This is a genomic window from Bradyrhizobium genosp. P (assembly GCF_049949265.1).
Classification (GTDB): Bacteria; Pseudomonadota; Alphaproteobacteria; order Rhizobiales; family Xanthobacteraceae; genus Bradyrhizobium.
Map to the genome: position 1 here is coordinate 9,103,537 of NZ_CP188195.1, position 21,567 is coordinate 9,125,103.

The following is a 21,567-nucleotide window of genomic DNA, read 5'->3' on the forward strand; positions in this document are numbered from 1 at the left end:
GGCTTCACCAAACCGAGAAGGACAGCGGCGATGAGCGAGGCCGTGGTGGACGACATCGTGGCCGTGCTGCCGCCGCTGTTGCAGACGCTGGAATCGCTGTCCTTTGTCGCACGCAATCTCAACCCGCCGGATTTCGGCCGCGTCATGGAGATCGCCGGCGAGCCCGACGCGGCGCTGACCGCGGTACGGCCGCGGATTGGGAATTGGCCAGAGAGGTTCGCGCACATCAAGGCGGCACTTGAAGCCGCCAGCGACGCCGCACTTGCCGGCTATGCAGGCCTGCGCGCGGTGCAGAACGGCGAGGGCGATCTGGTCAGCGTGTTCCGCGCGCTGCGCCATGCGCCGCGAGCGCAGGAGGCGCTCTATCCGCTGACCGAGCTGGCACCGGTCAACGGTTTCTTCATCGCGCCTGAATTGCGCGAAGACGCCGATCTGCTGGCGAAGCTCGCGGCCCCCGCCAACGACAGCGCCGGCCTCTTTCATGAGCAGAACGAGTCCGGCAGCCGCGGCGGGTTCTCGCTCTACGTGCCCGAATATTACACGCCCGACCGCGCCTGGCCGCTGGTGGTGGCGCTGCACGGCGGCAGCGGCAACGGCCGCGCCTTCCTGTGGAGCTGGCTGCGCGACGCCCGCAGCCGCGGCGCCATCCTGGTCGCGCCGACCGCCACGGGACCAACCTGGGCGCTGATGGGTAACGACACCGACACGCCGAACCTCAACCGCATCCTCGACGAGGTCGGCTCGCGCTGGAATATCGACCAGACCAAATTGCTGCTCACCGGCATGAGCGACGGCGGCACGTTCAGCTATGTGAGCGGGCTCGATGGCGCCTCCCGCTTCACCCATCTGGCTCCCGTTGCGGCAACTTTCCATCCGCTGATGGCCGAGATGGCCGATGCGGACCGCCTGCGCGGTTTGCCGGTCTTTATCACCCACGGGCAGCTCGACTGGATGTTTCCGGTGCAGACCGCGCGCCAGACCCAGCAGCTGCTGTCCGCCGCCGGCGCCAAGGTCACCTACCGCGAGCTCGACGATCTCAGCCACTGCTATCCGCGCGAGATCAATGCTGAGATTCTGCAGTGGCTGAATGGCGAGTCTGCCGGCGGCGCGTAAGGCACCGCCGGCTGTTTGCGCGTCAGCTGTTCACCCGCGGCTTGAGCAGGTCGGAGAAGCCGACCCGGTGCAGCATCTCGTCGCGGACGCGGTCGATCACGGCGAAAGCAACCTCGGCACCATCCTGGGTCGGATCGATGTGGACGCGGAACGGCCGCTTGCCGAACGGCGTGTCGACGACCTCGACGATGGCGTCGGCGACCAATGACGCATCGGCATCCGCAGGGACGATCGCCGAGAACGCCTTCATGATCTCCTCGCCGAACCCGGCATAGGGACCCGCTTCATATTCGGCGACCCGCACCTGGTCCGACGGCCGGCCGGAATGGGCAAAGTGATTGGTGCCGCCGGTGAAGGCGCCGGGCACGATGATCGAGGTCTCGATGCCCCAGCGCGCCAGCTCCCTTGCATAGATCACCGCCATCGCGTCCATGCCGGCCTTCGCCGCAAAGTATGGCGCCAGATAGGGCGGCGTGCCGCCGGCCGAACTGCTGCTCGAGACCCAGACCAGCAGTCCCCTGCCCTGCTTGCGCAGCTGCGGCAGCGCGGCACGATTGACACGCTGGGTCGAGAGCACGTTGACGTCGTAAAGTTCGGCGAGCTGCTCGGGTGTGAAGGCCTCCGCCGGACCGAACGCCATGTGGCCGGCATTGTGCATGACGACGTCGAGGCGGCCCTCCTCGGCGACGATCTGTGCAATCGCCGCGTCAGCTGAGGCCTGCGAGCCGACATCGAGCTCGAGCGCGCGAAGGTCGACATTATTGTCCCTGGCGAATTCCTCGACGTCGGCGACCGCGGCAGCGTTACGGCCCGTGGTTTGGCGCATCGAGGCGTAGACCGTGTGACCGGCTTTGGCGAGCGCGTTGGCGGTGAGCCGGCCGAAGCCGCTCGACGCACCGGTGATGACGATGACCTGTTTCATGACACGTTTCCTTGTGTGGGATTGAATGAGTGTTTGGGGGCGTCAGACCAGGCCACCATTGGCGCGCAGGGTCTGGCCGTTGATCCACGCTCCGTCGGGACCGGCGAGGAAGGCGACGACGGAGGCGATGTCATCGGGCGTGCCGAGCCGCTCCAGCGGGACCATCTTGGCGAAGCGGTCGATCAGCTCGTCCGACTTGCCGTTGAGAAACAGATCGGTCGCGGTCGGGCCGGGCGCGACCGCATTGACGGTGATCGCGCGTCCGCGCAATTCCTTGGACAGGACCGCGGTCAGCATTTCGATTGCAGATTTGGTCGCGACATAGATGCCGTAGCTCTCGAGCTTGGTGCCGACGACGCTGGTCGAGAAATTGACGATGCGTCCGCCGTTGCGCAGCCGCCGCGCCGCCTCCCGCATGGTGTTGAAACTGCCCTTGAGATTAACTCCGATCTGCTGGTCGAACAGCGCATCGTCGCTGTCGGCGATCTTCGCAAGCTTCATGATACCGGCATTGTTGACCAGCACGTCGACGCCGCCGAAGGCCGCCTCCGCCGCGTCAAACATCCCGCGCACGGCGCTGGCGTCGCTGACATCGGCCTTCGCCGTCAGCACCCGGCCGCCAGCCGCCTCGATCCTGTTGGCGACGGTCTGGGCCGACTTGGCGTCGCCGGGATAGTTGATCACGACGGTGAAGCCGTCCCTGGCAAGCCGTTCGGCGATCGCCGCGCCGATCCCGCGCGAGGCGCCCGTCACCAGAGCTACCTTGTTGGTTTGGTTCGTCATTTTCAGTCTCCCATCTTTGTGCGGCTTGGCCGCGTTCGATGGGAGGAAACTAGGCCTTGGCATCTTCCGGATAATCATGCATTTTCTGGCATTACTATTCGTTATTCTCGGATAATAAATGGACCGGTTTGATGCGATGCGCGTGTTTGCCCGCGTGGTGGAGCGGCGCAGCTTTTCACTGGCCGCCGACGATCTCGGCCTCCCGCGCTCGACGGTAACCGACGCGGTGAAGGGGCTGGAGGCGCGGCTTGGCGTGCGGTTGCTCGAGCGCACCACGCGCACGGTGAGCCCGACGCTCGATGGCGAGGCGCATTACCGGCGCTGCCTGTCGCTGATTTCAGATCTCGAAGATGCCGAAGGCGCGTTCGGCGGTGCGAGGCCGAAGGGGCTGTTGCGCCTCGAAGTGCAAGGCACGCTGGCGCGGCACTTCCTGCTGCCGAACCTGCCCGGCTTCCTCGCGGAATATCCCGACATCGAGATCACGATGAGCGAGAGCGATCGCTGGATCGATCTGATCCGCGAGGGCGCCGACTGCGTGCTGCGCTTCGGGCAACTGCGCGACAGCGACATGATCGCGCGGCAGGTGGTGATGCTGGACCGGCTGACCTGTGCCACGCCAGACTATTTCGCGCGGTTCGGCACGCCCACCGATCCGCTCGCACTGGACGGACATCGCATGATCGGCATCCGCTCGCTGTCGACGGGCCGGCTGCGGCAGATGCAATTCGTGATCGACGGCGTCCTGAAGGAGTTTGCGCTGCCGGCGCCGATGTCGGTGACCGGGCCGGAAAGCTATCTCGCGACCGCCAAGCTCGGGCTCGGCCTGGTGCAGGTGCCGCGCTTTCACGCCGAAGCCGATCTGGCGCAGGGAACGCTGGTCGAGGTCCTGCATCATTGCCGGCCGCCGCCGGTGCCGGTGCACCTGCTCTATCCCCGCAACCGCCAGCTCTCACCGCGCGTCCGTGTGTTCATCGATTATGTGATGCGAGCGTTCGGGCGGAGTTGACGCTGTGCAGGTTCAAACTCAACAAAGCCCGGCTTTCAGATGGATATCGGGCAGCTCGCCCACGCGATCCCGCGCGTTCGACAGGATGTCTCGATCATTGGACGTCAGCGTATCCAGGTCCCCGTCGCCGAAGAATCCGAGTGCGCGCAACACCTCTGCCGGTTCGCCTCGAAACATCGTCTTGAAGGCGCTCAAGGCCGTCGGCAACGAGGCGCCGGCTGACAACATGGCGGCGATGTCCCGGTAGTCCTTGGCCTCGGCGCGGTCCAGCGTGGCCTTGAGCTTGGTCGCCATCAGATCGTCAAGCGACGCGACGAGCAACACGCCATCAGCCGTCTGAAGCGGGTCGTTGATCCGACCAAACTTGAGGCCGCCAAAGAACGAAACCTTGACCGCGCCAGACGGCGTCTCGGTCAAAACTGCAAATGTATCCGGCGCATCCTGCAGGATCACGGCACTATCGATGAAATCGAACTCGGCGCGAAGATCGTCCTTGTCGAGGCGACCGGTACAGAAAAAGTCGAAGTCGAGCGATTCACGATGACCAAGTTGAAGCGCGACGGCGGTCCCACCATACAGAACGAACTTTTGTTTCCGCGCCGGAGCCAGGTCGGGCCATATCTCCCGTTGCGCGGCCGGAAGGATATCAAGTCGCGGCTCAAACTGCGGCATAAAATCCCCTGCGCGGCGCCTTGTCGGGAATGGCCATACCGGTCGCAAGTGTCAGCCGGCCTCGCCAGAATTCCCATGACCTGTCGTTGAGCCAGCCAGGCTCGGCACTGCGCATGATCTCGACCAAGCGCTCGTGGCCGACCGCCTTCTCGAGCACCAGAATGTCGTCATAGGTCCCGAGATTCATCGTCTGTGCGACGATACGCGCTTCGGAAAAAGAGTGTCCGTCCACCGGCGTCCACCACAGATATTTGCGGCGAAATTGCTCCAGGAGCTCGTTCGATAGGTGACTTGCCGTCATGGCCTATTATAGCCGATTCAACGGTCATTTTCCACGCAGAACACCCGCTTGCAGAGACCAGGACAGGCGGAGGTGGACGATCCGTGGTGCCCCGGCCCGGAACCATCCTCTCCCCTGCGACGTTATCCAGCCAACACCGGAGGATTTGTGATGCGGACTTTTCTCGGAATGATTTTGGGTGCGCTGCTGATGGTTTGCGGCGTCTATGTCTACGATTCCATGCAGACATCGAGCGTGGCAAACGGCCAGGTGGCACAGGACAGCCGCACCATCGTCAATTGGGATGTCGCGGCCCATGACTGGAACATGCTGAAGACGCGGGCCCATGAGGAATGGACCAAGGTCGCGTCGAAGTAACGGCTGCCTTTGCACCTTCTGCACCGATGCAAATGGCCTCTCCCCCGCGCGGGAGAGGTGGCGCCTACCACCCAAGCGGCCTCGTTCGGGGACAAACGAGACCTGAATTCAGGCGGCGCGCTTGGGCTGTTGCTGGGTGGCGCAATGGATGCCGCCGCCCGCCTCGCCGATCGGATCGATGTTCAGACTGATGACCTCGCGCCCTGGATAGAGCCTGAGCAAGGTCTCCTTCGCAGCGGCGTCTGTCGTGTCGTCGCCAAACTCTGCGGCGATGACGGCTCCATTGCAGACATAGTAGTTCGCATAGCTCGGCACGAAATTGCGCGAGCGTGAGCGGATATCGACCGGATCTGACATGACGACGATGTCGAGCTTGCGTCCTTGCGCGTCTCGCGCCGCTTTTAGTGTTCGTAGGTTTCGAACGAGGCCACCGACCATCGATCGCTGCGATCGACTGACTTTCCAAGCTGGATCACGACTTGCCCCGGCTTCACGAAGCGGGCAAGCGCGTCGATGTGATCATCGGTGATATCGGCTCCCTTGATGCCGGGTGCCCAGATCACCCGCTCGGCACCGAGGGCGTCCAACAGCAAACGCTCGATCTCTTCCTTACCGTCAGTGTTTCGGTTGCGGTTGATCCAGCTGCTTTCATGCGCAATGACGGTGCCCTCGCCATCGACGTCCAAGCCACCGCCTTCGCCAACAAGGCCGTTCGCGAACACCGGGAGATCAAGCCGCTCTGCGACACGACGCGCAATCAGGCCATCATCCGCATGGCCCTGCTTGTTGCCCCAACCGTTGAAGCGCAGATCGGAGACCGCAATCCCGCCAGATTGGGACACGACGAAGGTCGGGCCGGAATCCCGGCACCAGAGGTCCTCCGTTGCAATGGACCATACCTGGACATCGGATGGAAGCGCCGCGGTTGCGGTATCGATTTGCTCGGTGCGCGCCAATACGACCACCGGCTCGAATCGGGCGATCGATCGCGCGATCAGACTGATCCTGGACCTAACTGCATCAAGGCCCCGCTGGCTTCCGTAGAAACTTGCGCGCGACGGCCATTGCATGAACGTCCGCTCGTGCGGCTCGCTTCCAACGGCATGCGGAACCCGGTCCCCCTCGCAGACGCGAGACTGTTCGCGATCGCTGCACGCGTCATGGCGATTGGCTCCAGCAAACCATGCGTCCAGGTTACGCCAGCGCGACTGGAGAATCCACGCTATCCACGGACGCCGCCGGGCAAACGGCCTCTCCCGCACGGGAGAGACCATGATCATTTGCCTGGTCAGCGGGAAATATAGCCCGCCGCAAGCGGCTTGAAGCGATAGATCAGATAGGGTGTTTTGTTTTCCGCCTTTCCGCCATGAAACATGGCGGCCGCGGAGACCTGCGATGCCGACACGTACATGTAGCCATCGGGCGAATACGATATGCCGTCGGGCCATACGAGGCCGGGATCGCTGATCATCGTGTGATACTTGCGGTCCGGAGTGATAACTCCGACCGACTTGTTCTCCACTGCGGTCAGGTAAATGTTTCCGGCATAATCGATTGAGAGCCCACCATTGTTTGGCTTATCGGAATAGCGCTCGACTTTCGAGGAGAGCTGAGCCGGCGACAGGGTTTCGTTGTTCAGATCCGCAGCGCGGATTCGGTACAGCGAGCGCCCGCTCAAGGGAGCGAAATAGACCCACTCGGCCTGCATATCCATCGTGATGCCGTCGCATCCGACCTTGATGGGGACAGGCTTGCCGTCTTTTCCCGGGACCGTCAGATCGTTTCCGTCGACCGTGATCGGAACGTTCTCCGGAATTGTCGAGTGGTCGCCGTCCAGGAGCCTCCGGGCATAACCACTATCCATGTCCATGACGATGATGGCGGCATGCGATCCGTCGCCGCCGGGCCCGATGTCTTCATCGGCAATGTAGAATTTCCGGTTCTTCTGGTCGATGACGATGTCTTGCGGTTGAGACCCGGCCCGCGTCAGCGGCTCGGGCAGATAATATATTCGCTCGAGCTTGTTGGTCCGCGTATTCCACCCTACGAGCTTCGGGGTGATATGGGTGCGAAACCCCATATCGATAATCCACACGACGCCGTTCTCGTCCGAGCGCAATCCGAGGACATTGTCGAGATAATGATCGGTGCCGTCTCGCGGCGTGTTCCATTCCGCGTTCGGAAAAGGCTCGAACGTCGTTGGAGACAGCAGCTTCGCGACCCGCACGTCCGGGCTATAGAACGGATGGTGGCTGAAGATGATCTGATTGTCGGGCGTAAAGGCCACATTGCCTACAGAGTTTGGAAGCCTCGCGACGACTTCCGTCTGGACGGGGTGAATGTCCGTCGGCGCTTCGGCCGCCAGCACGCTGGTCGCGAGTGCACCCAGTGCGAACGAAATGGCCGTCATCCATGTGGTTCTCATTGCTTCCTCCCCATTCTGCTTGTTTTAAAACACGATCTATCGCGCGAAGGCGTTGTCGCCCTCACAACGAATGCGCCGGAGTGCTCAGCCGGCGGCCGCGATCGCTCCCGGAATTTGAGAGCCGGCCGATCGCACGAACTCGCTCCTCAACTTGTTGTTGAGCCAAGTAGGAGCTATCGTGAGGGAAGGGCAATACGCACAAAAATCGCCGATAGTGTCAAAAAGGATACCGTCATGGTCAAGCCACGCCACTCGCGCTTCGACTGTAGTCCCGGCTGCGCTGTCGAAGCTTCGATCAGTTTGATCGACGGCAAATGGAAGGGCGTGGTCATGTTCCATCTGCTCGACGGCACCATGCGTTTCAACGAAATTCGCCGACGGGTATCTGGCGTGACGCAGCGAACGCTGACCAATCAGCTCAGAGAGTTGGAAATCGACGGCCTGATCGAGCGCAAGATCTACGCGCAGATCCCGCCGAAGGTGGAATACAGTCTCTCGCCGCTGGGACGCTCATTCGAGCCCGTGCTCCGCGCACTCAAGACCTGGGGCGATGCGAATATTGGTTTGTTCGCCCGCCCGGCAACACGCATGCAGGCTGCCGAGTAGACTCGGCGAGGTATGTGATGTGGATTAGCGCCACAAGAGGCAAGCTCTGACGCCGATCCTGCTTGCCGGACATTTGATGCAGATGCGTCGTCCCAATCGGATCAGCGACGACCTTCGAGAGCGCTCTAATTCTTCTCGATCTTGCGGCCCATATTCGCCTTGCGGGCATCGGCGATGACCTGTTCGAACTGGTCCATGCTCAGCACGCCGGGGATGCGGAACTTGCCGACGATGAAGGCCGGCGTACCGTTGAAGCCGAAAGCTTCCGCCTGTTCGTTGTTGCGTGCGAGCAGCGCGTCGATCGCCGGCGCATTGGCGTCGAGATCCTTTTTCAGCTTGTCCATATCGAGGCCGGCGCCGGAGAGCAGCTCGGCGACGCGCGGCTCGGTGATGCGCGAATTGACCGCCATCATCGCCTCATGGGCGACGAGGAACTTGTCCTGATAGCGCGCCGCAAGTGCCATCCGCGCGGCGACCTTGGACACCGGCCCGAGGATCGGCCAGTCCTTTATCACCAGGCGAATCTTGCCGTCGTCCTGCACCACCTGGCGCAGCTCCGGCTCGAGCTTGCGGCAATACGGACAGTTGTAGTCGAACCATTCGACGATGGTGATGTCGCCATTGGGATTGCCCGCCACCGGAATCTCCGGGTCGCGCAGCACCAAGGCCTCGGTCAGGACCTTCTCTTCCTGCGCGCGGGCAGATCCCGTGGCCAGCAACGCTGCGCCGGCGCCGAACAGGCCGAGCGCGGCGCGGCGGGTGAGGCCCGGATCGATCCCGGATCGTGTCGTCAATCGATTCATGTAATGGCCTTGCGAGGAGCTCTCGCCTTTCTACGCTCAAAGCGACGTGATGTTACGTACCAGCATATAGATCGCCACCAGGATAATGACAGTGGCGAACACGATGTTGAGGGCGCCGCGCCGTACCGACAGGTGCCGCGCCGCGCGCGTTCCCGCCAGCCCGCCGACAATGCCGCCGGCGACGAATAGCCCTGCCAATGCCCAGGACACCAGTCCGGACCATGCATAGCTCAGCGCCGTGGTCATGCCGAAGGCAGTGACCGCCACCAGCGAGGAACTGACCGCGTTCATGATCGGCATGCCGGTCGCCAGCATCAAGGCCGGGACGATCAGGAAACCGCCGCCGATCCCGAAGAAGCCGGACATGGTTCCGGTCGCGAGCCCAAGGCCGGCGATCGCGGGCATGTTGGACATGTCCATCTTGACGTCGGTCAGGCCGACCCGCGCGCGGGTCTTCAGCATCAAGGCGGCGATCACGAGCATCACCAACGCGAATAGTGCGAGCAGCTTCTGTCCGTCGACCATCTTGCCGAGGATCGAGCCGCCGAAAGCACCACACATGCCGGCTGCGGCAAACAGCAGCGCACAGGACCAGATCACCGTGCCGCCGCGGGCATGGTTGGACAGGTTGACCGCGGCATTGGCCGCGACCGCGATTGCCGAGGTACCGATCGCGACATGCGGCTCCGGCACGCCGACCACATAGACCATCAGCGGCACGGCGAGGATCGACCCGCCCCCGCCGACCAGGCCCAACGAGAAACCGACCAGCATGCCCGATGCCAGTCCAAGCAGACTTTGCGTTGCGGAGAAGACCAAGGGGAACAGACTCGCGTTTGAGGGCGCAACCCTAGAAGGATTTGCTGCCTGATGCCATGCCGATAGCACAAAACTGCACTGCAACAAGGATCAGTGCACCAGAAATGTCACGGCGAGCGGCACCAGCAGCGAGGTGACCAGCGCGTTCAGGCTCATTGCGATCCCGGCAAAGACGCCCGCGACCTCATCGACCTGGAAGGCCCGCGCGGTGCCGATGCCGTGCGCGGCGATGCCGACGGCAAAGCCGCGGGCGCGAAAGTCGGTGATGCCGGTCAGGTTCATCAGGGGTGTGACCACGATCGCTCCCATGATGCCGGTGAGAACCACCGCCACCGCCGTCAGCGAGGGATCGGCGTGCAGGGACTCGCTGATGCCCATCGCGACACCTGCGGTGACCGACTTCGGTGCCAGCGACAGGATGACATCGCGTGGCAGGCCGAAGGCTTGCGCCAGCAGCACCACGGAGGCGATCGCCGTGATCGAGCCGACCGCGAGCGCCACCAGCATCGGCAGGATCGCGGCCGCGACCCGCTTGCGGTTCTCGTACAGCGGCACCGCGAGCGCGACGGTCGCCGGCCCGAGCAGGAAATGCACGAACTGGGCGCCGGCAAAGTAGGTGGTGTAGGAGGTGTTCGTGATCAGCAGGAACGCGCCGATGATCCACATCGAATGCAACACGGGATTGGCGAACGGATGCCGGCGGGTCGCGAGTGACACGGCATCAGCGGCGGCATAAGTCAACAGCGTCACCGTCAGCCAGAGCAGCGGTGACTGCGAGAGATAGACCCAGAGCGAGAATGGATTGTCGCTCACGGCCCGTCCTCGCCACGCGAGAGCAGGCTCGCGGCCGCAACGAAGGTCGCGACCGTCGCCAGCAACGTGACGACGACCGAGACCGCGAGCACGACAAGAATGGCGACGCCGTGCGCGGCCAGCAGGTCGAGTTTCTGCACCACGCCGACACCGGCCGGGACGAACAGCAGCGAGAGATTGGCAAGCAGGCCGCGGCTCGCGCTCTCGACGCCGTCATTGCCGAGCGGCCCGCGTGCAAGCGCCGGAACGCGATCGCGCACCAGAAGCAGCCCCAGCAGCAGCACGAGCCCGACCACCGGGCCGGGCACCGGGACCGCCAGCGCGCGCACCGCAACCTCGCCGATCAGTTGGCAGAGCAGGATCAGGCTGAGGCTGGCGATCATGATGAGACATTCGCGGGAGACATGCGCCTATCAGGTCGCCGCAGTGGGAGCTTGTCAATGCACGATCCGTCGGGTGTGAACGCGGCTCTAATGTGCAACCCGTCATCCTGACAGCTTGTGAAGGATTTCGCGTTTTCTTGTCTGCAGGTCGGCAGGGTTGGGTCGTTGCGAAGGTGTGGGTGGGTGACGGGTGTGGCGTTTGGGCGCTGTTGAGCCGATGGCCCTGTAAGATACGGAAATAGTGTGGAGCTCACGTTCAAGGAATCGCCGAGTCCTAATTCCCCGTCAGCAATTCGCCGAACCGGTCCCAGGCCTTGCCGTTGAAGCGCATGAACTGCATCTGGTCGACCGGCACATGGTCAGTCGGCGAGGTGTTGATCCTGATGCCCGGCAGCAGCATCGGCAGTTCAAGATCCTTGATCGCAAAGGCCTGCTTCAGGATGTTCTCGGTCGACAGATCATTGCCGCAGGCCTTCAGCACGGCCTCCAGCACCATCGCACTGTTGTACGCGTTGACGTAGTTGGTGTCATGCTGGTCGGCCTCCGGCACGTATCTGGTCATGAACTCGCGCCAGCCTTTCATGCCTGAATCGTCCTTCCACGCCGGATCATCGGGGTCCTTCACATAGGCCGTGGAAATAATGCCGGTGCCGGCCTCGACGCCGGCAGGCTGCATCACGGTCGAAATCCAGACCGCGGTGTTGGAGAGGAACGTCATCGGCCGCCAGCCGATCTCGTAGGCTTTGCGGATCGACTGCGCCGCGAATTTCGGCGTCGCCGCGATCACGAAGACATCGGCGTTCGACGCCTTCAGCTTGACGATCTGCGAGTCGATCGTCGGATCCGATATCTCGTAGGTCGCATCGGCGACGCGAGAATCGTATTTTTCGCCGAGCACGTCCTTCAGGCCGGCGAGATAATCGCGGCCGTAGTCGTCGTTCTGCGAGATCACGGCGAATGTCGCGTTCGGATTCTTCGCCAGTGCATAGCGCGCGTAAAGCCGCGCCTCGTAGCGGAACGGCGCTTGCACCCCCATCGCGGCCTGCGGAAATTCCGCGATGTCGCCGAATTTCGAGGCGCCGGAGGCCAGGAACAGCTGCGGGATGTTCTTGCCCTGCAGGTATTTTGCGATCGCGGTGTTATGCGCGGTGCCGATCGAGGAGAAGATCAGCGCGACTTCGTCGCTCTCGACCAGACGACGGGTCTGCTCCACCGTCTTCGGCGGTGCGTAGGAATCGTCGAGCGAGATCAAATTGACCTTGCGCCCGTTGATGCCGCCGCGCTCGTTCAGCATCTTGAAATAGCCGACCTCGCCCTTGCCGAGCGCACCGAACGCCGACACCGGCCCGCTATAGGGCATGGTCTGGCCGATCCTGATCTCGGTTGGCGTGACGCCGCGCATCTCGGCGGCGACGGAAGCGGCTGATAGCAGCAGGAATGAAACGGCGGCAAGCGCGCCAAATGCCTTACGCATCGGCTTTCCCCTGATTTTTTCACCGCGCTTCTTGGGACGCGGCCGTGCCGTTGACCGGCCGGGCGGAAGGATGCCACGGCGCCCGATGGACGCCAATCATAATCATGATGTTCTATAAGCAATGATCTACGGCCGCTATGTCGGCGCCTTGCCCCGATCCTTGACGGGGATCACGAATTTCAGCCCCGACCAGACCTGGTCGACGGCGCAGACCTTGATGTCGACGAGGCCGTTCGCAAGCGCGGTCTCGCGCACCTCTTTCTCGCTAAGATCGGTCGCGACGCCCGAGCTCTTCTTCGGCCACGACACCCAGATCATGCCGTCGGGCGCGATCGCCTCCCGATAGAAGCGCAGCTTGGTCGCAAGCCCTTTGGCCTCGGCTGCGAACAGATGCACGACGTCGAGCGGGCCCTTTGCGGCCTTCGCGATCCGCACACCGGCGGGCAACTCACCGACGAGATCGCGATAGGCAACCGACAATCCGTCCACAAAAATGCAAAAGCCCGGCTTGAGGCCGAGCTTTTGCACAACTGATTTGCCGGAGGTGCCGGCCATCGCCGCGGGCGTTTACGCCTGCGGCTGCGGCTCCAGGCCGGGATCCGGATCGGGCCGCGGACGCGACTTGCCGGCCGGCGGCACGGCGGACGCGCGCGGCGTGGTCGGCTCCAGCACCGACTCGCGGTTCGGCTTCTTGCCCTTGAGCAGATCCTGGATCTCGTCGCCGGAAAGCGTTTCGAATTCGAGCAGGCCCTTTGCGAGGGCTTCAAGATCGGCGCGCTTTTCGGTGAGAATGCGCGTAGCTTCGTTGTAGCCTTCTTCGACAAAACGCCGGATCTCGGTGTCGATCTTCTGAACCGTCGCCTCCGACGCGTTCTGGGTGCGCGACACCGACATGCCCAGGAACACCTCGTCCTGGTTCTCGCCATAGGACACGGTGCCAAGCGCCTCGGACAGACCCCAGCGTGTCACCATCATGCGCGCCAGCCGCGTTGCCTGCTCGATATCCGACGATGCGCCCGAGGTGACCTTCTCGCGGCCGAAGATCAGCTCTTCGGCGACACGGCCGCCCATCATGATGGCGAGGCGCGAAGTCATCTGCTCCAGCGACATCGACAGCTTGTCTCGTTCGGGCAACTGCATCACCATGCCGAGCGCGCGGCCGCGGGGGATGATGGTCGCCTTGTGGATCGGATCGGTCGCGACGACGTTGAGGCCGACGATGGCGTGGCCGCCCTCGTGATAGGCCGTCAGCAGCTTCTCTTCCTCGGTCATGACGAGCGACTTGCGCTCGGCGCCCATCATCACCTTGTCCTTGGCCTCTTCGAACTCAGCCTGCGTCACCATCCGCTTGTTACGGCGGGCAGCGGTCAGCGCGGCCTCGTTGACGAGGTTCATCAGGTCGGCGCCCGAGAAGCCGGGTGTGCCGCGGGCGATGGTCTTGAGGTTGATATCCGGCGCCAGCGGCACCTTGCGGACGTGAACCTTGAGGATCTGCTCGCGGCCAACGACATCAGGATTCGGCACCACGACCTGACGGTCGAAGCGGCCGGGACGCAGCAGCGCGGGATCGAGCACGTCGGGACGGTTGGTCGCCGCGATCAGGATCACGCCTTCGTTGGCCTCGAAGCCATCCATCTCGACCAGCAGCTGGTTCAGCGTCTGCTCGCGCTCGTCATTGCCGCCGCCGAGACCAGCGCCGCGATGACGGCCGACTGCGTCGATTTCGTCGATGAAGATGATGCAGGGTGCGTTCTTCTTGGCCTGTTCGAACATGTCGCGCACGCGCGACGCACCGACGCCGACGAACATTTCGACGAAGTCAGAACCGGAGATGGTGAAGAACGGCACGTTGGCTTCGCCCGCGACCGCACGCGCGATCAGCGTCTTGCCGGTGCCGGGAGGACCGACCAGCAGCACACCACGCGGAATCCGTCCGCCGAGCCGCTGGAATTTTCCGGGGTCACGGAGGAATTCGACGATCTCCTGCAAATCCTGCTTGGCCTCGTCGACACCTGCGACGTCTTCAAAGGTCACGCGGCCATGCGCTTCGGTCAGCATCTTGGCGCGCGACTTGCCGAAGCCCATCGCCTTGCCGGCGCCGCCCTGCATTTGACGCGACAGGAATATCCAGACGCCGATCAGCGCGATGAACGGCAACCAGGAGACCAGCAGCGAGACGAACCACGGCACGTTGTCGCCGGGCGGCTTCGCGGTGATCGAGACCTTGCCGTCGTACAGGCGCTTCACAAGCGTCGGATCGCTCGGCGCATAGGTCTGGAAGCTGGAGCCGTTGGTAAAGGTGCCGTGAATCTCCGGCCCCTGGATCACGACGTCGCGGACATGGCCCTGGTCGACTTCGGTCAGAAGCTGCGAGAACGAGATGTCCTGCGATGAGGTGCGCTGGCCAGGATTCTGGAAAAGCGTGAACAACGCCAGCAACAGCAAAACGATAATGACCCAGAGGGCGAAATTCCGCAGATTGGCGTTCATGGTCTTCCTTCGTGGTCGCGCGGATCGCGGCCTCTCTTATCCTTGGGCAGGCTCTGTGGGAATCCCCAGGGAATCTATCCCGTCGCTCGCATACAATTTAGGTGCCGCTGGGGTCGATGCCAAGGGAACCATGCAGGACTATTTAACGCATCTTAGCGCGATTCCCGGTCAAATAATGGCGCTGAATTCAGTGTTTTTCGGGGTTAGTTAAGCGTCCCCGCCGGATTATGACGCCGGTTGAAACAATCGGTCGAACTCACCCGGAACGAGCCCGGCGGGGTGGCGCCGGCTCGACCCGGATACGGCCGCCGGCAACGCTGATGACCGCCCCGGCGAGGGTCTGTTTCAGCCTGGTTCCGCGCTCCGTCACGGCGCGATCCAATGCCGCCAGCAAGGTTTCGACCTTGCCGAGCTCGGCGGGCCCTTCGTGTCCGGTCCGGTCAATCGCGCGCTTGAGGAGGCGGAGGCGGATCTCCTCGGGCATCGCCGCAAACAGCACCGCGTCGAATCCGGCGCGAGGGGCACCCTGGTCCCTCAACGCAAGATAGCGCTCGGCGCCGTCGGCGAGCACCTCAACCGCGGCATTGGCGCGAGCGAGCCGCGCGGCAAGCCGAGCCAGGTTCCGTGCGTCACCGCCCTCCTCCGCGAGCGCCGGCATCAACGCGCGCAGCCGCGGACGCGTGAAGGCCGTATCGCGATTGGTCGGATCATCGGCAAAGCCGACGCCTGCCCTCTTCAGCGTCGCGATCAACCGGGCCTTGGAGATATCGAGCAAGGGCCGCACCAGCCGAACACCTTCTCGCTCGGTCTCGCCCGCCATCGCGGCCAGGCCGGCGATGCCGCTGCCGCGCAGCATCCGCATCAAGAACGTCTCGGCCTGGTCGTCGCGGGTATGTGCGGTGAGAAGGTGCGTGGCGCCGTGCTTGCGTGCAGCCTGCGCCAGCAAGCGATAGCGCGCCTCGCGGGCGGCCGCCGGCAATCCGGTCCTCGGCTTGGGTCCGGTCCAGCGCAATGTTTGATGCGGCAGCTCCAGACTTTGCGCCAGCCGCTTGACGTCGCGGGCCTCGCGGGCGGCTTCCGGGCGCAGGCCGTGATCAACGGTGACCGAGATCAACCGCGGAGCGCGGGCGAGGCCGCGGCACCAGCGTGCGGCAAGCCACATCAGCGCCACGGAATCGGGACCACCGGACACCGCAAGCACGATTGCGGGCGCAGACGCGAGGCCCGCGAACAGGCGTTTGGCGTCCCTTGCCGAGATGGCGGATTGGTCGTCAGGCATCGCAAGACCAGCATGTGGGGGAGGGCCGGAAACGGCCTCCCCGCCGCTGGTTTAGCACTTCACCCGCTTTTGCTCACGGTCCACCGCGGCCTTCACGCCACCGGATGCGCGCGGATATTTGCGCGTCACCTCGCCGAAGGCGGCGCAGGCAGCTTCCTTTTCCTTCAGCGCCGCCAGCGACTGGCCAAGCCGGAGCAACGCATCGGGCGCCTTCGACGACTTGTCGAACTTGGTGGTGACACCGAGGAAGGTCTCGGCGGCGTCACGATATTGCTGGCGCTGGAAATAGGTTTCGCCAAGCCAGTATTGCGAATCCGCGACCAACGGATCAGCCGGATATTTATGCGCAAAATTCTTCATCGTCTCTTCGGCGAGCGCGTAGTCCTTGCGCTGGATGTAGCCGATGCCGAGGTCGAACTCGTCCTTCGGCGTAGCCGACGGCGGCAGCGTGGTCAGGGCTGCGCTGGCGCCGGAAGCGCGCTGCGGCGGTGCGCCCGTGTTACCGAGATCGAGCGGCTCGCCCGGGGCGCGGCCGCCGGGGACACCGACCGCGGCGTCATTGGCGACCGGCAGTTGGCCGCCCAGCGCACGCGGCACGCCGGGGGCGTTCGGATTCTGGCTCGGATCGAACGCATCGCCACGGCTGCGGCGGCCGGGGACGGCGGCCGGCGCGGGCTCCTGCACGATCGGCGCGGGAGCCGCGATCTGCGGCTGCCCGTCATACCCGCCCGGCTGCCGGCCATAGCCGGGCTGGGTCTGCGGATAGGCCTGGGGCTGCTGCGCCGGCGGCACCGCCGCGACGTTCGGCTGGGCCACAGGCGGCTGTCCGCCCGGTCCCGGAGGCTGGGCGCCGAGCTGGCGCAGCCGATCCTCGAGCTGGCGGTTGCGGTACTGCAACTCCTCGTTCTGTCCGGTCAGCTGCCGCAGCTGGGTCTCGAGCCGCTCGATCCGCATCTCGGCATCGGAGTCGTCGGATTGTGCAAAGGCCGGCGAGGAAACGACAAACATCGCCGCGATCGCCGCGGCGCAGGAAAGGTGAAGAAGTCTGGATGACATTTTGCCCTGACGACGAGATCGACGTGAAAAGCTGGCCACACTGAGGGACGGAGTACGCCAGAATTGTGACTGGCACTTCAAATCCAGCGCAGCACTGCGCGGTTATGATTTAGCGTCGGCAACGGAACAAGCAAGCGGCCAATTGCGCGCAGCTTCGTTCATCAAGCTGACGGAGTGCTGACTCCGTTGTCACATGCCCAAAATAAAACCGGCGCCCGAAGGCGCCGGTTGAAAAACAAGACTTCGAAAGTCCTCAGGAACTTGCGTTCAGCACCGTGACGGCACGGCGGTTCTGCGACCAGCAGGAGATGTCGTTACAGACCGCGACCGGGCGCTCCTTGCCGTAGGAGATGGTGCGCATGCGGCCCGGATCGATGCCGCGCGAGGTAAGGTAGGCACGGACCGACTGGGCACGACGGGCACCGAGCGCGATGTTGTATTCGCGGGTGCCGCGCTCGTCGGCGTGACCTTCGATGGTGAAGGAGTAGCGGCTATAGGTCTGCAGCCACTGCGCCTGCTTGTCGAGGGTCGCGCTCGCCTGCGGGCTGAGATCGGTTTGGTCGCTCTCGAAGAACACGCGGTCGCCGACATTGACCACGAAATCCTGTTGACTGCCCGGGGTCGCGGCGCTCGCATTCGCGTCCATGCCGCCAAGCGGATTCTTGTTGGCGCAGGCGCCCATCGACAGCGCCACGGCCAGAACCGCAACCAACTTCATACCTTGGAGATAATTCATTCTTGAGCCTCCACGCTCACGCTCTTCGTACTGTCATCCGGTCTACAGGGCGATGGTTAAGCGAACGTTCCGTCAACCTTGATGGAACCTTGCCAGACCCCGTCAAATGCCGGACAACGGCGAAAAGCGCCCCCGATGGTTAATGGGTGGCAAATGTGGCGCGATGGTGAAGAGAAGGCAAGCTTCACCGGAGCCGGTCGCTTTTGCAGGCAATTTCGAGCCCGCTTGTGGCCCGCCGGCGACAGGTAATTGCGTTTCGGGTCAAGGCACGCGGCGGCGGCGTCAACGGCCGCTGGCTGATTCCCGTTCCCGGTCAGGAATTGGCAACGATCGAAGGACGCTCGAACTTCGCGATGGTCGCCTGACGGGGCACGTGGTGTTCACGGTCGAACAGCATGCGCCGCTCGAAGGCCGACGAGCGCATGATGGGGAAACGGGTCATCACCTGTTCCCGCAGAGAACGGAAATCGGACGCCATCAGGGCGACCTTTTTCAGCACGTTCGGGAACGAGCGCGGTTCGGCGACGGTCTCGTGCAGGAATACCCGGCGGTAGAATGCCTGGTGCTCGGCGCGAACCAGCGCAAGCCCGGTATCGGCGTTGAAATACTCGCACGCCAGGTAGGCCAGCCGCAGTGAGAGATAGGGAAGTTCCGGGAACCGCTGGGCTTTGTCGGGGTCTGCAACGAAGCGAGCCGGATCGACGAAAACCTCGCCCTCGTCGAGACGGCTGTGAAGAACGTCACCGAACAACTCGGTCGCGTACGACATCCGCCAGTCCGAGGTCAGGACATGAAGGCGGAGCGAGCTGCAGAGTTCTCCGTCAACATAGATTCCAAACGTCCACGCATTGGGTGCATCGTCATAACGATCGCTGACACGCCGGGACTCGGACGGCAGAATCAATCCACCATGCAGATAGGCCCGGTAGCGCATCTGGTAGAGCTGATCTTTTTCGTCGGGCGTTTCGATGAGTCGGTAATCGATGCGGTCAAACAGCCCTGCTCCCCGGGCAACAACGGAGGGGGTGCGCGACTCGGCTTTCGGTATCATCTGCTATCCCCACACCCGGCAACTTCCACGGGTACAAAGATTAACGCCTCCTTAACAGAATAGCAAAGCCTTCGAGACGTTAGGGTTAACTCCTAGCGCCAAATAACCGATGGTTGTATCCATCGCGCCATCAACTATCTCGCGGCAACCGCGACGATCTGTTCGTCCGGTCTACGACGGCCGTGCGACGCGTTCAACAGCTGCCGAATCCGCACCGCGGGAACCGGCCGGCTGAACAAATAGCCCTGCGCCTCGGTCACGGCGCCGTCGGCGCTGATCAGCTCGAGCTGCTCGTTGGTCTCGATGCCCTCGACCACGACAGCCATGCCGAGATCGGCGGAGAGCCGCGCCACACCGCGCAGCAGCGTCAGCGGGCGGTCGCTGTCGATACCTTCGAGGAAGGATCGGTCGATCTTGACCTTCTGTAACGGGAAGTTGTGCAGGTAACTCAACGAGGAGTAGCCGGTGCCGAAATCATCGAGCGAGATCCGCACGCCGAGCGTCCGCAGCTGCGACAGCACGTCGTGAGTGAGCTGGGTATTGTGCAGCAGCGAAGATTCCGTGATCTCGATCTCGAGCCGGTGCGCGGGCAGGCCCGAGACCTCGAGCGCATAGCGCACCTCGCTCAGCACGTCGCGCTGGTGGAACTGCTGCGGCGAGAAGTTGACGGCGACGCTGACCGCGTCGGGCCACTTCATGCATTCCATGCAGGCCTTGCGCAGGATCCAGCGGCCGAGGTCGACGATCAGGCCCATGTCCTCGGCGACCGGAATGATGTCGACCGGCGAGACCGTGCCGCGCACCGGATGGTTCCAGCGCAGCAGCGCCTCGCAGGTGGACACCTTGCCGGACCTCAGATTGATCAGCGGCTGATAGAACAGCTCGAATTCCTCGTTCGCCAGCGCCTTGCGCAGGTCGAGCTCGAGGATGCGGCGGGCCTCGACGGTTTGCGCCATCTCGTCGCGGAAGAAGCAGAAGGTGCCGCGGCCGTCGGCCTTGGCGCGGTAGAGCGCCATGTCGGCGTTCTTGAGCAGGGTGTCGGCGCTGACACCCGGTGCGGTCATCGCGATGCCGACGCTGGCGCCGATCTCGACCAGATGATTATCGATCTTGTAGCGCTCGCTCAGGCGGTCGACGATGCGGCGGGCGAGCCCGGCGGCGTCTTCGTGCGAGTGGATGTTCTGCTGGAACACGACGAACTCGTCGCCGCCGAACCGCGCCACGAAATCCTCCGGACGCAGCATTTCCCGCAGCCGGCCGGCAACCGCACACAGCAGTTGATCGCCGCAGGGATGACCCAGCGTGTCGTTGACCTGCTTGAACTGGTCGAGGTCGACGAACAGCAGGGCTGACAATTGGTTGCGGCCGTACAGCCCGTTCAACAGCCGCCCGATCTCGTCACGGAAATTGACCCGGTTCGGAAGCTCGGTCAGTTCGTCATAGCGCGCAAGATGACTAATCTTTGCTTCGGCAGTGCGCCGTTCGGTGATGTCTTCGAGCAGCACCACGGCGCCGCCATCCGCCATCGGCTGGAAGGTCCAGGACAGCGCGCGGTCGCGGACCGGATCGGGATCGGTGGTGACAATGTCCCTGGCTTGCGGATGCTCGATCTCGTCGAGGATGACCTTGCCGCTTTCCGCCAGGACCGAGCCGGAGCTAACGCAAGCGGCGATGATCTCCGACGCACTCGCGCCGCCTTTGACGAGATCGTCCGATAGATTCATCATTTCGCTGAAGCGGTAATTCATCACCGCGAGCCGGGCATCGGGGCCGAACATGCACAGGCCGTGCGGCATGTTGTTCAACGCAGTGTCGAACTGGCCGGCCAGCGCGGCCTCACGCTCGCGCGCCAGGATCGCTCGCATGAAGATTCTGTGCAGGTTGGCCGCCGTTTCGATCAGAGCCAGAACGAACACGAAGCTCACGACCGACATGGCGATGTAGTAGGGCGTGCCGCGCAACGCCAGCGCTATCACCATGGGACCGAAGCTGAGCACGACCTGCGACTTGAAGATCCACTGCCGTCCATAGGCCCGGCTGGCGCCTCCGGCCACGATGCCGGTGGTGACGGACAGGCAGATCATGTGCGCCACAGCGTCGTCGGAGCACAGCAGCGTGGTGGCGCCCCAGGTGCCGATCGCCGCGGCCTGCATCATGGCGCCGATCTGATAGCGCTTCTTCCACTGCGCGGCTTGCTCGGCCGTCAGATTCATTTTGTTGGCGTGGTAGCGCCGGAGATCGAAGGCCCTGATCGTGCCAGCAATGATCAGCAGCGCGACGCACCCCCAGATCAGATCCTGTCCGGTCTTGAGCGCGGTCATGGCCGCCGCGATGGACACGAAGATGAGGCCGGCGAGCAGCGGACCGGGCGTCTCGAACAGCGAATCGATCAGCGCCACCGAAATCGACGGCGACATCAATCGCTGGTCCGGCTCTCCGGTCTGGCTTGCGAACTGCATATGCGGGGCGCGCTTCACT

General features: G+C 63.5%; 23 protein-coding genes. 4 read left to right on the top strand and 19 right to left on the bottom strand.

Annotated features, from left to right (window positions below):
- Positions 1-30 precede the first annotated feature (30 nt).
- Complete coding sequence (locus ACP2YO_RS43685) at positions 31-1,113, top strand: phospholipase (protein ID WP_426437328.1); 1,083 nt, start codon at positions 31-33, stop codon at positions 1,111-1,113.
- A 22-nt stretch (positions 1,114-1,135) separates the two neighbouring features.
- Here ACP2YO_RS43685 and ACP2YO_RS43690 read toward each other — a convergent pair whose 3' ends face one another.
- Both ACP2YO_RS43690 and ACP2YO_RS43695 read right to left on the bottom strand, forming a co-directional pair.
- Positions 1,136-2,035, bottom strand: coding sequence for an SDR family oxidoreductase (locus ACP2YO_RS43690; RefSeq protein WP_426437329.1), 900 nt, complete (start codon positions 2,033-2,035; stop codon positions 1,136-1,138).
- Between the two features lie 42 nt (positions 2,036-2,077).
- Complete coding sequence (locus tag ACP2YO_RS43695; protein ID WP_426437330.1) at positions 2,078-2,818, bottom strand: SDR family oxidoreductase; 741 nt, start codon at positions 2,816-2,818, stop codon at positions 2,078-2,080.
- Positions 2,819-2,936: 118 nt separating this feature from the next.
- On the opposite strand from ACP2YO_RS43695, the gene ACP2YO_RS43700 reads away from it, so the two are divergent.
- A complete protein-coding gene (locus ACP2YO_RS43700; RefSeq protein ID WP_426437331.1) occupies positions 2,937-3,824 on the top strand; it encodes a LysR family transcriptional regulator in 888 nt (295 codons plus the stop codon).
- A gap of 18 nt (positions 3,825-3,842) precedes the next feature.
- On the opposite strand, the gene ACP2YO_RS43705 is transcribed toward ACP2YO_RS43700, so the two are convergent.
- On the bottom strand, positions 3,843-4,496 hold the full coding sequence (locus tag ACP2YO_RS43705) for a nucleotidyl transferase AbiEii/AbiGii toxin family protein (protein ID WP_426437332.1): 654 nt from the start codon (positions 4,494-4,496) through the stop codon (positions 3,843-3,845).
- On the bottom strand, positions 4,483-4,797 hold the full coding sequence (locus ACP2YO_RS43710) for a hypothetical protein (RefSeq protein ID WP_426437333.1): 315 nt from the start codon (positions 4,795-4,797) through the stop codon (positions 4,483-4,485). Before ACP2YO_RS43710 ends, ACP2YO_RS43705 begins: the two co-directional genes overlap by 14 nt.
- Positions 4,798-4,947: 150 nt before the next feature.
- Here ACP2YO_RS43710 and ACP2YO_RS43715 point away from each other — a divergent pair, with 150 nt between their 5' ends.
- Complete coding sequence (locus tag ACP2YO_RS43715) at positions 4,948-5,154, top strand: hypothetical protein (protein ID WP_426437334.1); 207 nt, start codon at positions 4,948-4,950, stop codon at positions 5,152-5,154.
- A gap of 108 nt (positions 5,155-5,262) precedes the next feature.
- Here the strand turns inward: ACP2YO_RS43715 and ACP2YO_RS43720 are convergent, their stop codons facing one another.
- From ACP2YO_RS43720 to ACP2YO_RS43730, 3 genes are all read right to left on the bottom strand, one after another.
- Positions 5,263-5,592: an agmatine deiminase family protein gene (locus ACP2YO_RS43720; protein ID WP_426437335.1), complete on the bottom strand. Its 330-nt coding sequence runs from the start codon at positions 5,590-5,592 to the stop codon at positions 5,263-5,265.
- Positions 5,556-6,224, bottom strand: a complete 669-nt coding sequence (locus tag ACP2YO_RS43725) for an agmatine deiminase family protein (protein ID WP_426437336.1) — start codon at positions 6,222-6,224, stop codon at positions 5,556-5,558. Before ACP2YO_RS43725 ends, ACP2YO_RS43720 begins: the two co-directional genes overlap by 37 nt.
- Positions 6,225-6,442: 218 nt before the next feature.
- Positions 6,443-7,579: an L-dopachrome tautomerase-related protein gene (locus tag ACP2YO_RS43730; protein ID WP_426437337.1), complete on the bottom strand. Its 1,137-nt coding sequence runs from the start codon at positions 7,577-7,579 to the stop codon at positions 6,443-6,445.
- Positions 7,580-7,813: 234 nt separating this feature from the next.
- On the opposite strand from ACP2YO_RS43730, the gene ACP2YO_RS43735 reads away from it, so the two are divergent.
- Positions 7,814-8,185: a winged helix-turn-helix transcriptional regulator gene (locus tag ACP2YO_RS43735; protein ID WP_426437338.1), complete on the top strand. Its 372-nt coding sequence runs from the start codon at positions 7,814-7,816 to the stop codon at positions 8,183-8,185.
- Between the two features lie 125 nt (positions 8,186-8,310).
- Here the strand turns inward: ACP2YO_RS43735 and ACP2YO_RS43740 are convergent, their stop codons facing one another.
- From ACP2YO_RS43740 to ACP2YO_RS43795, 12 genes are all read right to left on the bottom strand, one after another.
- On the bottom strand, positions 8,311-8,988 hold the full coding sequence (locus ACP2YO_RS43740) for a DsbA family protein (protein WP_426437339.1): 678 nt from the start codon (positions 8,986-8,988) through the stop codon (positions 8,311-8,313).
- Positions 8,989-9,024: 36 nt separating this feature from the next.
- Positions 9,025-9,762, bottom strand: a complete 738-nt coding sequence (locus ACP2YO_RS43745; protein ID WP_426437340.1) for a sulfite exporter TauE/SafE family protein — start codon at positions 9,760-9,762, stop codon at positions 9,025-9,027.
- Between the two features lie 135 nt (positions 9,763-9,897).
- The gene (locus ACP2YO_RS43750; protein WP_426437341.1) at positions 9,898-10,620 is read right to left on the bottom strand and encodes an LrgB family protein; all 723 of its coding nucleotides are present in this window, start codon (positions 10,618-10,620) and stop codon (positions 9,898-9,900) included.
- Positions 10,617-11,003, bottom strand: a complete 387-nt coding sequence (locus ACP2YO_RS43755; protein ID WP_426437342.1) for a CidA/LrgA family protein — start codon at positions 11,001-11,003, stop codon at positions 10,617-10,619. The genes ACP2YO_RS43750 and ACP2YO_RS43755 overlap by 4 nt, the downstream gene beginning before the upstream one ends.
- A 274-nt stretch (positions 11,004-11,277) precedes the next feature.
- Complete coding sequence (locus ACP2YO_RS43760) at positions 11,278-12,477, bottom strand: ABC transporter substrate-binding protein (RefSeq protein WP_426437343.1); 1,200 nt, start codon at positions 12,475-12,477, stop codon at positions 11,278-11,280.
- Positions 12,478-12,612: 135 nt separating this feature from the next.
- Positions 12,613-13,032 (bottom strand): DUF3052 domain-containing protein, encoded by a 420-nt coding sequence (locus tag ACP2YO_RS43765; protein ID WP_426437344.1) that lies wholly within the window; start codon positions 13,030-13,032, stop codon positions 12,613-12,615.
- A gap of 12 nt (positions 13,033-13,044) precedes the next feature.
- A complete protein-coding gene (ftsH, locus tag ACP2YO_RS43770; RefSeq protein WP_426437345.1) occupies positions 13,045-14,967 on the bottom strand; it encodes an ATP-dependent zinc metalloprotease FtsH in 1,923 nt (640 codons plus the stop codon).
- Between the two features lie 256 nt (positions 14,968-15,223).
- Positions 15,224-16,246, bottom strand: coding sequence for a tRNA lysidine(34) synthetase TilS (gene tilS / locus ACP2YO_RS43775; RefSeq protein ID WP_426437346.1), 1,023 nt, complete (start codon positions 16,244-16,246; stop codon positions 15,224-15,226).
- A 51-nt stretch (positions 16,247-16,297) separates the two neighbouring features.
- Positions 16,298-17,302 (bottom strand): tol-pal system protein YbgF, encoded by a 1,005-nt coding sequence (gene ybgF / locus ACP2YO_RS43780; protein WP_426437347.1) that lies wholly within the window; start codon positions 17,300-17,302, stop codon positions 16,298-16,300.
- 253 nt (positions 17,303-17,555) lie between these two features.
- The gene (gene pal / locus ACP2YO_RS43785) at positions 17,556-18,038 is read right to left on the bottom strand and encodes a peptidoglycan-associated lipoprotein Pal (RefSeq protein WP_426437348.1); all 483 of its coding nucleotides are present in this window, start codon (positions 18,036-18,038) and stop codon (positions 17,556-17,558) included.
- 313 nt (positions 18,039-18,351) lie between these two features.
- Positions 18,352-19,089 (bottom strand): N-acyl amino acid synthase FeeM domain-containing protein, encoded by a 738-nt coding sequence (locus tag ACP2YO_RS43790; protein ID WP_426437349.1) that lies wholly within the window; start codon positions 19,087-19,089, stop codon positions 18,352-18,354.
- Positions 19,090-19,223: 134 nt separating this feature from the next.
- A complete protein-coding gene (locus tag ACP2YO_RS43795; RefSeq protein WP_426437350.1) occupies positions 19,224-21,548 on the bottom strand; it encodes a putative bifunctional diguanylate cyclase/phosphodiesterase in 2,325 nt (774 codons plus the stop codon).
- Between the last annotated feature and the right edge of the window lie 19 nt (positions 21,549-21,567).

Bases quoted from the DNA above. Each gene is read 5' to 3' on its own strand.
- ACP2YO_RS43790 (WP_426437349.1), bottom strand. From the start codon at position 19,089: ATGATACCGAAAGCCGAGTCGCGCACCCCCTCCGTTGTTGCCCGGGGA.
- ybgF (WP_426437347.1), bottom strand. From the start codon at position 17,302: ATGTCATCCAGACTTCTTCACCTTTCCTGCGCCGCGGCGATCGCGGCG.
- ACP2YO_RS43725 (WP_426437336.1), bottom strand. From the start codon at position 6,224: ATGCAATGGCCGTCGCGCGCAAGTTTCTACGGAAGCCAGCGGGGCCTT.
- ACP2YO_RS43740 (WP_426437339.1), bottom strand. From the start codon at position 8,988: ATGAATCGATTGACGACACGATCCGGGATCGATCCGGGCCTCACCCGC.
- ACP2YO_RS43695 (WP_426437330.1), bottom strand. From the start codon at position 2,818: ATGACGAACCAAACCAACAAGGTAGCTCTGGTGACGGGCGCCTCGCGC.
- ACP2YO_RS43685 (WP_426437328.1), top strand. From the start codon at position 31: ATGAGCGAGGCCGTGGTGGACGACATCGTGGCCGTGCTGCCGCCGCTG.
- ACP2YO_RS43765 (WP_426437344.1), bottom strand. From the start codon at position 13,032: ATGGCCGGCACCTCCGGCAAATCAGTTGTGCAAAAGCTCGGCCTCAAG.
- ACP2YO_RS43720 (WP_426437335.1), bottom strand. From the start codon at position 5,592: ATGGTCGGTGGCCTCGTTCGAAACCTACGAACACTAAAAGCGGCGCGA.
- ACP2YO_RS43745 (WP_426437340.1), bottom strand. From the start codon at position 9,762: ATGCTGGTCGGTTTCTCGTTGGGCCTGGTCGGCGGGGGCGGGTCGATC.
- tilS (WP_426437346.1), bottom strand. From the start codon at position 16,246: ATGCCTGACGACCAATCCGCCATCTCGGCAAGGGACGCCAAACGCCTG.
- pal (WP_426437348.1), bottom strand. From the start codon at position 18,038: ATGAATTATCTCCAAGGTATGAAGTTGGTTGCGGTTCTGGCCGTGGCG.
- ftsH (WP_426437345.1), bottom strand. From the start codon at position 14,967: ATGAACGCCAATCTGCGGAATTTCGCCCTCTGGGTCATTATCGTTTTG.
- ACP2YO_RS43690 (WP_426437329.1), bottom strand. From the start codon at position 2,035: ATGAAACAGGTCATCGTCATCACCGGTGCGTCGAGCGGCTTCGGCCGG.
- ACP2YO_RS43710 (WP_426437333.1), bottom strand. From the start codon at position 4,797: ATGACGGCAAGTCACCTATCGAACGAGCTCCTGGAGCAATTTCGCCGC.
- ACP2YO_RS43795 (WP_426437350.1), bottom strand. From the start codon at position 21,548: ATGCAGTTCGCAAGCCAGACCGGAGAGCCGGACCAGCGATTGATGTCG.
- ACP2YO_RS43700 (WP_426437331.1), top strand. From the start codon at position 2,937: ATGGACCGGTTTGATGCGATGCGCGTGTTTGCCCGCGTGGTGGAGCGG.
- ACP2YO_RS43735 (WP_426437338.1), top strand. From the start codon at position 7,814: ATGGTCAAGCCACGCCACTCGCGCTTCGACTGTAGTCCCGGCTGCGCT.
- ACP2YO_RS43760 (WP_426437343.1), bottom strand. From the start codon at position 12,477: ATGCGTAAGGCATTTGGCGCGCTTGCCGCCGTTTCATTCCTGCTGCTA.
- ACP2YO_RS43730 (WP_426437337.1), bottom strand. From the start codon at position 7,579: ATGAGAACCACATGGATGACGGCCATTTCGTTCGCACTGGGTGCACTC.
- ACP2YO_RS43755 (WP_426437342.1), bottom strand. From the start codon at position 11,003: ATGATCGCCAGCCTCAGCCTGATCCTGCTCTGCCAACTGATCGGCGAG.
- ACP2YO_RS43715 (WP_426437334.1), top strand. From the start codon at position 4,948: ATGCGGACTTTTCTCGGAATGATTTTGGGTGCGCTGCTGATGGTTTGC.
- ACP2YO_RS43705 (WP_426437332.1), bottom strand. From the start codon at position 4,496: ATGCCGCAGTTTGAGCCGCGACTTGATATCCTTCCGGCCGCGCAACGG.